This window comes from Bifidobacterium myosotis (genome assembly GCF_002259745.1).
Lineage (GTDB): Bacteria > Actinomycetota > Actinomycetes > Actinomycetales > Bifidobacteriaceae > Bifidobacterium > Bifidobacterium myosotis.
This window is the reverse complement of the sequence record NZ_MWWW01000004.1, coordinates 22,111-33,919: the sequence shown is the minus strand read 5'-3', so window position 1 is coordinate 33,919 and position 11,809 is coordinate 22,111. Positions and strand designations below refer to the sequence as shown.

9 protein-coding genes are annotated in these 11,809 nt (G+C 62.0%); 6 read left to right on the top strand and 3 right to left on the bottom strand.

All coding sequences use genetic code 11. The features are described 5' to 3' along the window. Nucleotides 1–117: 117 nt before the first annotated feature. Entirely contained in the window at nt 118–756 is a 639-nt protein-coding gene (locus BMYO_RS01775; protein ID WP_094666879.1) for a TetR/AcrR family transcriptional regulator, read from the top strand. Between the two features lie 237 nt (nt 757–993). Further along, complete coding sequence (locus BMYO_RS01770) at nt 994–3,351, top strand: glycoside hydrolase family 3 N-terminal domain-containing protein (RefSeq protein ID WP_094667053.1); 2,358 nt, start codon at nt 994–996, stop codon at nt 3,349–3,351. Between the two features lie 352 nt (nt 3,352–3,703). Here BMYO_RS01770 and BMYO_RS01765 read toward each other — a convergent pair whose 3' ends face one another. Next, complete coding sequence (locus BMYO_RS01765; protein WP_158216929.1) at nt 3,704–4,657, bottom strand: TDT family transporter; 954 nt, start codon at nt 4,655–4,657, stop codon at nt 3,704–3,706. A gap of 154 nt (nt 4,658–4,811) precedes the next feature. On the opposite strand from BMYO_RS01765, the gene BMYO_RS01760 reads away from it, so the two are divergent. Then, on the top strand, nt 4,812–5,456 hold the full coding sequence (locus tag BMYO_RS01760; protein ID WP_094666877.1) for a GDSL-type esterase/lipase family protein: 645 nt from the start codon (nt 4,812–4,814) through the stop codon (nt 5,454–5,456). A gap of 26 nt (nt 5,457–5,482) precedes the next feature. On the opposite strand, the gene BMYO_RS01755 is transcribed toward BMYO_RS01760, so the two are convergent. Continuing rightward, a complete protein-coding gene (locus tag BMYO_RS01755; protein WP_094666876.1) occupies nt 5,483–6,100 on the bottom strand; it encodes a TetR/AcrR family transcriptional regulator in 618 nt (205 codons plus the stop codon). 291 nt (nt 6,101–6,391) lie between these two features. Here BMYO_RS01755 and BMYO_RS01750 point away from each other — a divergent pair, with 291 nt between their 5' ends. The 3 genes from BMYO_RS01750 (at nt 6,392) to BMYO_RS01740 (ending at nt 10,509) form a co-directional block, all read left to right on the top strand. Further along, nucleotides 6,392–7,651, top strand: a complete 1,260-nt coding sequence (locus BMYO_RS01750) for an MFS transporter (protein ID WP_094666875.1) — start codon at nt 6,392–6,394, stop codon at nt 7,649–7,651. 107 nt (nt 7,652–7,758) lie between these two features. Next, complete coding sequence (locus BMYO_RS01745) at nt 7,759–9,438, top strand: CocE/NonD family hydrolase (RefSeq protein WP_094666874.1); 1,680 nt, start codon at nt 7,759–7,761, stop codon at nt 9,436–9,438. Nucleotides 9,439–9,582: 144 nt separating this feature from the next. Beyond that, complete coding sequence (locus BMYO_RS01740; protein ID WP_094666873.1) at nt 9,583–10,509, top strand: alpha/beta hydrolase; 927 nt, start codon at nt 9,583–9,585, stop codon at nt 10,507–10,509. 324 nt (nt 10,510–10,833) lie between these two features. Here BMYO_RS01740 and BMYO_RS01735 read toward each other — a convergent pair whose 3' ends face one another. Further along, nucleotides 10,834–11,433 carry a TetR/AcrR family transcriptional regulator gene (locus BMYO_RS01735; RefSeq protein WP_094666872.1) on the bottom strand — a complete coding sequence of 200 codons (600 nt, stop codon included), beginning with the start codon at nt 11,431–11,433 and terminating at the stop codon, nt 10,834–10,836. Nucleotides 11,434–11,809: the final 376 nt, after the last annotated feature.

Sequence of the window (11,809 nt, the reverse complement as noted above, 5' to 3'; positions counted from 1 at the left end):
CCGATGCGCGACATGGACATGCGGCGTACGGACCACGTCGCCGATGTGCGACACATCCGGGTGCGGGCGGTGGTCCCGTGCCGCCATCGGAATGCGGTTGGTTTACACTGGTCAACTATGTCCACACCAACCGCATCCCAGCCCAAGCGCGTCCGCAAGTCCCCCGAGGAGCGGCGTCGTGAGATTCTCGACGCCGCGGTCCGTTTGATTTCCGAGCGCGGATACAACGGCATGTCCGTGCAGGATGTGGCGGACGTGGTGGGCGTCACCAAGCAGGGTGTGCTGCGGTACATCGGCAGCAAGGACAACCTGCTGGCGATGGTGTACCGCGAGAATTACAACATGTCCGGCAACATCGAGGACTTCATGGCCACGGGTCTGCCGGGTTCAGAGCCCGGCAACCTCAGACTGCCCGCATACCTGCGCTTTTTGGTGCGTCACAATTCCAAGCGGCCCAGGCTTGTCCAGATGTTCTCGATGCTCCAGGTCGAATCGTTCAATCCCGACCATCCGCTGCACGACGAGTTCGCGGGCCGTCCGGACTCCATCTGGGCGTATTACTCGCATTTCGATTGGCGTGTTCCCGAATCGTTCGGGGATTTCGAGGAAGTGCGTCCCACCGTGCGGCGCGCTCTGGAGATCATGGACGGCATACAGCTGCGATGGCTGCGTGAGCCGGCCATCGACCTCAATGACGAATGGATTTCGCTGGAGCCGGCCATCTTCCCCTCGCCGTTGTGGGACGGATACTGCTGAGGTCGTTTTTCTGATTTTCGATGTGCGCTGCGCTATACGCCGTGTGCTGTGCGACGCCTGCGCGGTTGCCGCCGACTGTGCGCGGGCTCTTGATTCCTATGGGTGCCGTTTGCTACGACGGGCCATGCCGTGACGCGACGCGATGCGCACGTCCGGCTTGCGTGTCGTTTTTTGAGGTGATAAATTACCAAATGGTAATTATAGTTGTTCGATTTCATCGAAGAAAGCGAAGACACCATGACCCAGGACACCGCGACCCCGCCCTACAAGAACCCGAATCTGCCTGACGCCGAGCGCATCGCCGACCTGCTCTCCCGCATGACCCTCGAGGAGAAGGTCGGCCAGATGATGCAGCTCGACGCGCGAGGCGGCGATTTGGAGGACCTCATCGTCAACAAGCACGTCGGTTCCATCCTGCATACCAGTCCCGCCGATCTGCCTCGCGCCGTCAAGATGGTCAACGAGCAGACCCGTTTGGGCATCCCGCTGGTCATCGGCGACGACTGCATCCACGGTTACTCGTTCTGGCCCGGCGCCACCATTTTCCCCTCCCAGCTGGGCATGGCCGTGAGCTGGGACCCGGCCAAGATCGAGGCCGCCGGCCGCGCCACCGCCGAGGAGGTCTCCTGCACCGGCGTGCATTGGACCTTCTCCCCGGTGCTGTGCATCGCACGCGACACCCGCTGGGGCCGCGTGGACGAGACCTTCGGCGAGGACCCGACGCTGATCGGTGAGCTCGCCTCCGCCATCGTGCGCGGCTATCAGGGCGGCGCCAAAGCCGGCGAGCCCCTGCCCAAGGACGCGATTCTGGCCTGCGCCAAGCACTTCGCCGGCTACTCCGAGACTCAGGGCGGTCGCGACGCCTCCGAGGCGGACCTCTCCCACCGCAAGCTGGAATCCTGGTTCCTGCCGCCGTTCGAGCGCGTGGCCAAGGAGGGCTGCGGCACGTTCATGCTCGGTTACGAATCCATCGACGGCGTGCCGGTCACGTTCAACAAGTGGCTGCTCACGGACAAGCTGCGCGGCGCGTGGAAATACAACGGCACGCTCATCACCGACTGGGACAACGTCGGCCGTTCCGTCTGGGAGCAGAAGGTCAAGCCCGATTACGTGCACGCCGCAGCGGACGCGGTCAAGGCCGGCAACGATCTGGTCATGACCACCCCGCAGTTCTACGAGGGCGCGATCGAGGCCGTCCGCACCGGTCTGCTGGACGAATCGTTGATCGACGAGGCCGTCTCCCGCATCCTCGCGCTCAAGTTCCGTCTCGGCCTGTTCGAGGACCCGCGGCTGCCCGACGAGGCCCGCATCAAGGCGATCATCGGCTCCGAGAAGCATCAGCGCATCAATCTGGAGCTCGCGCGTGAAGCCGTGGCCCTCCTGCGCAACGACGGTGGCCTGCCGTTCACCACCGGTGCTCAAGGTGGGAGCGCCAAGCGTATCGCCGTCGCCGGCCCGCTCGCCGACGACGCGCAGAACCAGCTCGGCGACTGGACCGGCAATTCCGGCCAGGTCTCTTGGATGCCCGACGGCCAGCCGCGCGAGATGATCACCACCGTGCTTGACGGCCTTCGCGCGCTCGCCGGCGACGACTGCGAAGTCACCTACGCCCGCGGCGCGAACGTTGTGGACCTTGTGACCGACCCGGCCGGCGAACTCTACCCGGACGGCCAGCCCCGCCCGAAGATCGGCGTGAGCGCCGCCGTCGATCAGACGCTGATCAATGAGGCTGTGGCCAACGCCCGCGAGGCCGACCTCATCGTGGCCGTGGTAGGCGACGTCGTCCAGCTGGTCGGCGAGACCTGCTCCACCGCCACACTCGAACTGCTCGGCGGCCAGAACGCGCTGCTCGACGCGCTCGCGGCGGTTTCGCGCGAGACTGGCAAGCCGATGGTCACCGTGCTCATCAGCTCCAAGCCGCAGGTGCTGCCCGCCTCCATCGTGGGCGAGAACGGCGTGTTCGCCAAGCGCGTGAGCGACCCGTCCACCGGAACCGGCTCCATCCTGTGGGCCGCGAACCCCGGCATGAAGGGTGGCCAGGCCATCGCCGAGATCATCCTTGGCCTCACCAACCCGTCCGGCCGCATCCCGGTCACCTTCCCGCGTCACGCCGGTCAGCTGCCGGTCTACTACAACCAGGTCCGCGGACAGCACGGCGACCGCTACGCCGATCTCACCCAGGACCCGGCGTTCGCGTTCGGTGAGGGTCTGGGCTACACGACGTTCGAGTACGGTGAACCCCGGATCGTCGGCGGCGCGACCGGCGAGGACGGCGCGTTCGCGGTGGGTGACACCGTGCACGCAGAGATCGACCTGACCAACACGGGCGACCGCGCTGGTACCGAGGTGGTGCAGGCCTACATCGGCGACATCGTCACCTCCTACAGCTGGACCGACCGCGAGCTCAAGGCCTTCCAACGCGTAGACCTCGAGCCCGGCGAGACCAAGACCGTGGCCTTCGACATCCCGGTGGCCGACTGCACCATCGTGGACCCGGACGCCAACCGCATCGTCGAGCCCGGCGAATTCGAACTGCTCATCGGCCACTCGTCCCGTCGCGAGGACCTGAAGCGCACCACGTTCACCGTGGCGTGACACCGCCGCTGCGCGTTCTCCGCGATATTCCCTGAGGCGGCCCTGCCCTTGCTTGTTCCGGCAAGGCGGGGCCGCCTTTTGCATATCCCGTCTGCCCTGATGAGTGTTCTGGGCATTTGACGACCATTTGGCATGCAGGAGCGGCTGGTTCTGGGCATATGACGACGATTCGGTATGCCGGGAGGGCTGTTCTGGGCATATGGCAGCCAATTATTCTGGGCATATCCATACCATGAAGCCGGTTCTGGGCCTATGCGGTACATGAGGAGAGGAAAATCGGTTCCTCATGTACCGCATATGCCCAGAATGCGTTGTGGGGGTTCGCATATATGCCGGATATGCCCAGAATGCGTTATAGGGATTCGTACACATGCCGGAATGCCGCCATAGCGACGACGATCATGACGCCGGCGAGCAAGGTTTCGCCGGCCTGCAGCCAATACGCCCACGACGGCACATGCCAACCGGCGTCCTTGAAGATCGTCAGTGCGTCATGCAGTGCGGTGGCGGTGATGACCAGCGGGAAGGTGAACGCCGCGTAGGCGGGGGATGCCGGGGTAGTCAGCATCCATGGCAGCAGTATCGCCACGAACGCGAACAACAGCTGGGAACAGGTGAGCAGCACCAGTGTGAACACGGGATCATGCCGCGTACTGGTGCTGAAATACGAGGCGACCAGAAGACTGATCGGTGCGCTGTAGATGGTCAGTGTAGGTTTGATGACCGTCGGCAAACCATGCCAAGCGATGCGGCTGGAAATCAATACCAACATGATGATGTCGATAGCGAAGCCGATTACATAAATAATGTGCCCCGCCCATGCGAGTCCGACGGTACCGGAGGTTACCGCAGCCACCAGAATGCCGACGAATCCGACCAGCCAAGCCGGGCATACGTCGGCCAGCGAGAATCCGCATAGCACGAATCGCCATGCCAGATACGCCATCAGCGTCACGATGCACAGCACTCCGAACCACCAGGTGACCTGCGCGCATAGCAGGCCGGGGGTGCCGAAGTGAACAAGATAGGTTCCCAAGACGATTAAGGCCATCGGCATGGTGGTGGCCAGCGGTGCAATCATCGGATTGCGATAGTCGCTGGTCAAGGCGGCGCGTACCGAAGCGTTACGGATGGCGATGCCATGCCTGGCCAACACGGGAGCTAGCAGTGTCAAACCCAGCACCGCGCAGGCGGCGTGCACCGGCCCCCACCATGAGTCCGGCAGCAGGGTGGATGCGAGATTGCCGAAGGAGAATATGGCCAGTGCCACCCCGGCTTGCGGAATCGGCGTTGCGGCCATACGCATGGGAGTTGATCCGACGAAGCTGGAATTGGTGGCCGTTGCTTGGCCGTCTCTTTGCCGCGGTCTGTTGCGAGAGGATTCCATGAGATGTATGCTAGTAAGCGATTACTAACTTTTCAATGATTCATACGGGTATGTGTCAAGCGAAGGAGTCGAAGTGGATATCCGGGAATACCTCGAAATTGAGAAAAGGCAGAAGATCGAGCAGTACCACCGGCTGAACCGATTTGCCAGGCGCGGAGCGGTGGTGTTCGCCGGCTCATCGCTCATGGAGCAGTTTCCGCTGAATGAGCTCATGGTTGATCGCGGCATCCATGAACCGATGTACAACCGAGGGGTCGGCGGTTTCACGACGATCGACTTCGCGGCCAATCTGAATGTACTGGTGCTCGACCTCAAACCAAGCCGCCTGATTATCAACATCGGCACGAACGATCTCAACGATGCCGACTTCGACCCCGAAGTGTTCCGCGACCGTTACGACGGCATCATCGCGCGCATACAGGATGCGCTGCCGTCGACCGATATTGTCATGCTCGCCTACTACCCGGTGAATGAAGCCATGTTGGCGCAGAACGGAGGCGCCGACTTCCGGCATCGCACCAACGCGCGCGTCGATGAGGCCAATGCCATCGTTCGATCGATCGCGCAGGCGCGCGGTGTTCGCTGTGCCGATGTTGCCGAGGCCCTGCGCGATGGGAGCGGCTCGTTGAAGGCCGACTACAGCAAGGAGGGCCTGCACTTCTATGCTGACGGCTACGAGGCCATCTTCGATGACCTCATGCGATTGGCGCTGGAGTGAGCGTCGGATTCACCGTCGCGATGTTCTCAGCGGTAGCCTTCCCAGTGGGGTAGGGGGAAGAGTATGTCCTCATATTCGGCCCAACTGGCGAGGTAATCAATGTTTGGTTCACCGAGCCAGCGCATCTGCAACCCCTCCATGGCCGATCCGATGCACATGGACAGCCGGCCGATTTTGTATGGGGTATCGTACTCGGGCGGCAGTTTCCAGGGGAGCGCCGATATTTTGGCGCGCATGCGCTCGCCTCGATGAGCGTAGTAGTCATGCGCCGGATGATTGGGGTCGATGGCCTCGGCGCGCAGCACAAGATAGAGCTGTGCGAGTTTGGGACGTTCCTGATTGTATCGGGCGATGATGCGGTAGTACTCGGGCATGAGCAGAGGTGTTTGTTCCCGCTGTTCGGCGGTGAGTGAAAGACGGCTGCTGATGTAGTTCTGATCCGCCTTGTTGGTCTCGTCGTACCGTTGCAGAACGAGCGTGAGCAGCCCGTTCTTGTTCTTCACGTATTTGAGGAGTCCGGCCTGGGTGATACCCACGCGGTCGGCGACCTCTTGGATGGTCATGCCATAGTAGCCGCGCTCGGCCACCACTTCGGTGGCCGCCGTGATGATTTCCCGAAGGCGCTCCTCTCCGCGGGTTCCCATGAATCTCCTCTCTGCCGCTCTCACCTCTGCCGCCCCACCCATCGTCGCGGGGCGGCAGAGGTGAGAGCGGTGTGCATACAACAGTCATTTGCTGTGTCGATTGTATCGACGGGGCGGCCATATGTTCGGCGTGTCCTCGTTTGACAAATAGGTTAGTAATTACTAACTTACATGATATAACAAAAGTAAGTAGTTACTTACCCAGCTGCTTGCCGATGGACCTCATATCTCCCAAAGCGGGGAGGAAGAGGTTTAGGGAAACAATCAATACGACTGGACATGGAGGTTCAGATGTCGACAAACAAATCATCCGCCCGTTCGTGGTGGATTTTCATTGGTTGCTGCGTGCTGTCGCTGGTCGGATTCGGCCTGATCGTCAACACGCCGGGATTGTACTTCACCACGCTCGGTGAGGTGCTGGGCGTCTCGCGCACTCAGATTGCACTGGCCTCATCCATCATGGCCTTTGCCGCCTTGCCGGCCATGCTGCTCGCCGGCAAGCTGATGAAGGTCGTCGACGCGCGCATCCTCATCAGTGTGTGCGTCACCGGTATGGCCGTCCTGTTCTTCATCCAATCGTTCTTCACCGCGGTCTGGCAGTTCTACGTATCATTCGCGTTGATGGGAATCCTGTATGTCATCCCGATCATCCTTGCCCCCAGTGTGCTGCTCGCCAATTGGTTCGAGTCCAAGCTTGGCACCGTGATGGGCATCGCGCTCGGTCTTTCCGGCATTGGCGGCACCATCTTCAATCCTGTCGTCTCTGCGTTCATCACCAACCTCGGCTGGCAGAACTCCTACCGGATCACGGCGCTTCTCCTCGTCGTCTGCATCCTGCCGTTCTCCCTGTTCGTGTTCAAGTTCCGTCCCGACGAGTCCAAGGGCGAATATGCTTACGGTCACATCGAAGGCGAGACTGAGGAAGCCTCCAAGGGGGCTGCCGAACTGCCGGGTCTGCCTGCTAAGCAGGCGTTCCGCAGCCCGACCTTCATCCTGTTCGCCGCTGTCTCCGTGTTGCTGCAGATCGTCGCGGCCGTGGTCCAGCACATCTCCGCCCACGAGATTTCTCAGGGTCTGTCCCTCGAGCAGGGCGCACTCGTCGTCTCCGGCATCATGTTCGGCGCGGCCATCGGCAAGGCCACCATCGGTATCCTGCTTGATCACATCAAGCCCGAGCTCGCCGTCGTCATCTACTCGCTGATTGGTCTGTCCGGTTGGGGTCTGATGGCCGTCGCTACCACGCCCACTCCGGCCATCGTCGCCGGATTCATGGCCGGAATCGGCCAAGGCGTCGTACTGGTCGCCCTGCCCTGGTTCATCCGTCAGTCCTTCGGTCAACGTGACTACAGCGAGATTCTCGCCATCGTCACCATGCTCGGCAGTGTTGCATCCGCCATCGCAATCACCGCCCATGGCGCCGTGTTCGATGCCACCGGCTCCTATGTGCCGTCCCTGTTCGGCAACGTGGCCCTGTACGTCGTGGCCGCCATCTGCGTGATCGTCGGCTTCCGCATGCGTCCGTTCAAGGGTGATGCCAAGCAGCTCGCCTGACAATCGAACAAGCCAATCAACATACCCACATATCTCACAAGCGCATTACAACACTTCAATACACGACTCGTCCAATATGCGACGGATGCATATATAAGGAGTACATCATGAGCGATGTAGACGATTTCCTGGCCCGCTACCTCGACAACATCACCAGGCAGTACGAATCCTCTCCGTTCAAACCCGAATATGAGGTCGGCGAACGCGAGACCACGAAGGTCACCTGCCGCGACGGCGTGGAGCTCACCGTCGATATCTTCAAGCCCGCCACGTCCGGCCCTTGGCCCACCATCGTGGTCCGCTGCCCCTACCCGCAGCAGGCCGAACTGTGGAAGCTGCACGGCGAGCAACTCAACCGGCGCGGATATGCGCTGGTATGCGAGTGGTGCCGAGGTACCTACACCTCCGGCGGCAAGTGGGAGCCGAACGTCAACGAGCGCAATGACGGCGCCGACCTGCTCGCCTGGTGTGAGGAGCAGGACTGGATCGACGTGATCGGGCTGTGGGGCACCTCCTACCTGTCCCTGACCTGCTGGACCGTGGCCGACATCACCACGCCGAAGGTCGCATCCATCTGCGCCAACCACTACGGCACCGACCGATTCTCCTCCGCTTACCAGAAGGGCTCCTTCCGCTGCGACGTGCTCACCGCATGGGCCATGCAGAACGCCGGCCATCCCGTGACCGCCGACTATCTCGAATCCTCGCGTCATCTTCCCCAAATGACCGTCGATGAGGATATGTGGGGCGGCCGGCTTGACTGGTACCGCGACTGGATTAGTCACCCCAAGGGCGACGATCCGTACTGGGATGAAGGCTTCTGGGGTCTGCTCAAGCAGATTCCGAGCCATGTGAAGGTGCCCATGTTCATCCACGAAGGCTGGTTCGACCACCACCTCGGCAGCGCCCTGACTGGCTACGCCTCGCTCAACGAGGAGATCAAGGAGCACTCCTGGCTGCGCATCGGCTGCTGGAACCATTACTTCCTCAACCCGTTGGAGGGACTCGAGCCCGAAAACCTGGACGCCACCGAGGTGCCCGCCGCACTCGAATGGTTCGACCTGACCCTCAAGCAGAAGAAGACCCCTGAGCGCAAGGTCGAATACTACGAGATCGGCAGCGACACATGGCAGACCGCCGAATCCTGGCCGCTGCCCGCCAGCGAAGTCGAGGAACAGCGCCTGTATCTGACGGCCGGCGCGGGCATCGCCGATGCCGCTCCGGAGGAGCCGTCCGAAGTCTCCTATGACTACGACCCCGCAAACCCGGTCCCGACCCGCGGCGGCGAGGCGTTGCTGACCACCATGAACGAGATCGGCGCTCGCATCCAGCCCGAACCCGGATTCCGTGATGACGTCATCACCTTCGAATCCGCGCCCCTCGAGTGTGACCTGCACATCCAGGGCAAGATCAGCGTGGAGCTGTACATCTCCTCCAGCGCCCCGGACACCGCGTTCACCGCCAAGCTCATGTGCGTGGACCCGGACGGCACCGCACGCAACTACCGCACGTCCATCACCACCATCGCGTTGGACACGCCTAATGCCGCTTCCTACACCCCCGGGGAGGTCCGCCGCGTGACCATCGACATGTGGGACATCTGCTGGATGATTCCGGCCGGTTCCCGCATCCGCTGCGACATCGCCTCCTCCGACTTCCCGCAGTACTCCATCCACACCAACCATGCAGGCCTGTGGAGCGAGCAGACCGAAACGCAGGTGGCGCATCAGACCATCCACATGGGAGGGGCGACCCCGTCCGCGATCGTGCTGCCGGTGCGCGGCTGAGGCAACGGCTGGTAAGGAATCGGATATCGTCGTTCGTTGGCAGCCCTGCCGATGGACGACGATGCCTATGAACTCGGCCCCGACACCAGTCGGGGCCTTCATCGTATACAAATACAGAAGTGATTTCATGCAAAGGAGCCAATCATGATCAGTCAGGAAGCGCGTGACCTGTTCGCCGCGAACGTCAGCGCCATGGCGGCCGGCGACGCGCCGCACCTCGCCGCCCAGGTGCTGCCGGAGGACGTCGAGCGCATCAAGGACATCTCCTATGTGGATGATGGCGATACGAACCATCTGCTTGATATCTATAGGCCGGCCCAGGCTGGCGCGTCGGGCGCCGCCAAACTGCCGGTTATCGTCGACTTCCATGGCGGTGGCCTGTACTACGGCAACAAAGAGAACAATGAATGCCGCGACATGCTGCTCGCCCGCGAAGGATTCGCCGTGGTGAACGCAAACTACCGTCTTGTGCCTCAGGTCAGTTTCCCCGACCAGCTGAACGACGCCATGGCGGTGCTTGATTGGATTCGGGACTGCGGGTCGGCGTACGGGCTCGACACTGGGCGTGTATGTGTGACCGGCGACTCGGCGGGCGGCGCGCTGGCTTTGTACCTGACCGCGGCCAACGGCTCCGCGCAGCTCGCCGGCGCACTGGGACTGCGGTCCTCCGGCCTCGATGTGAAGGCGCTGGTCGTCACCTCCGGCATGTTCCGCCTCGCGGGCGGCGTGCACGCCACTGCGCTGGGCTACTACATGGAGGGCTATCTGCAGACGCCGGCCGACCACATCAAGATCGACCGCTACCTCGATCTCGACAAGCTGGTGGTGGACGGCGGCGTGCCGCCCACCTACATGATTACCAGCGTGGAGGATTTCATCGCCGACAACACCTACGAGCTGGCGCGCATCCTGCACGCTCGCCATAGGGACCATGCGATGAGCGTGTGGCCCAAGGGCGGTGAGCGTGTGCTGGGCCACGTCTTCAACATCGTGCAGGCCGGCGATCCCGAGGCTACCGAGGCGCATCAGGTGATTCGTGACATCGCCGGCTATTGCAGGCACTATGTGTAAATAGCGGGTACTGGTTGGCCCAGTGGTGTTCGGTTCAGTCGATTGATTGTTCGGGACGTCTTCAACTAGGTGTTCTGGGCATATGACGACGATTCGGTATGCCGGGACGGCTGTTCTGGGCATATGACGACCGTTTATTCTGGGCATATCCATACCATGAAGCCGGTTCTGGGCATATGCGGTACATGAGGAGAGGGAAATCCGTTCCTCATGTACCGCATATACCCAGAATGCGTTGTAGGGATTCGTATATATGCCGGATATGCCCAGAACAGGGGCCGCTACTGGAGCAGGCGCCGGCGGAAACAGAACCCAGCCTGTGCTCTACCGATACCCCTCCCACAGCGGCAACGGCATGAGCGCGTCCTCGCAGTCGGCCCACATGGCGGCAAGGTCCCGGCCGGGGGAGCGCAGCCAGCGCAGCTGGAGGCCGTCCATCATCGAGAAGCCGGCCTGCAGAAGATGCTCCACGTTCACGCCATCCGGTACGCGCCAGTTGATGTTGAGCGCGTTGGCCACGGTGTCGTGCTCGCGGCGGGCGAAATAGTCGTGCGCCGGATGCGCGGGGTCGAGCGCCTCGGCGCTCAGGGTGGAGAACATGTGCACCAGCGCCGGACGGGCGGCGTTCACCGCCACCACCTTGCGCCACATCTCGGCGATGAGCGGGCGCTCCTCGGTGACCATCGCGGCCATGATGTCCACGGTCTGCTGGTCGTAGGTTTCGGTGAGCGCGAGGTCCAGCAGCCCCTCCTTGCTGCCCACGTAATGCAGCACGCCGGCCTTGGTGAGCCCGACTTCGGTGGCGATGCGCTGCAGCGAGGTGCCGTAGTAGCCGAGCCTGCCGAAGGATTCGACGGTCGCCTCGATGATGGCGTTGCGGCGGTCGTCCGCCGACGCGGCGGGGGAGGGGGTGGGGTCGTTCATGCGTTTCTCTTCTCCGCTCCCGAGGCCGGGAGCTGGTAACTGGTGCGGTTGCGGATCACAGGTTGCAGCCGAGGGCGATAGGGCTTGCGCGGCGCTTTCTGCACAGTGCATCGCTGCATCGTATCAAGCAAGATTATCCGCTACCTTACGGTTGGTTGGTAAGGATTCCAAATGATTTCGGCGTGTTGTGCTTCCGGTTTTGATAATCTACCTACCAACCGGTTGGTCGATAAAAAGTCGGCCGCGGGATTCACGGAAGAAACCCCGGCCGGTGCGTGACGCCGAACACGCGTCGCGCATAATCCAACGAACCGACGTGACCGCACATCGGACCCGCGTACCCATCGCGACGACCCAAGGAAAATGACTCAAGGAA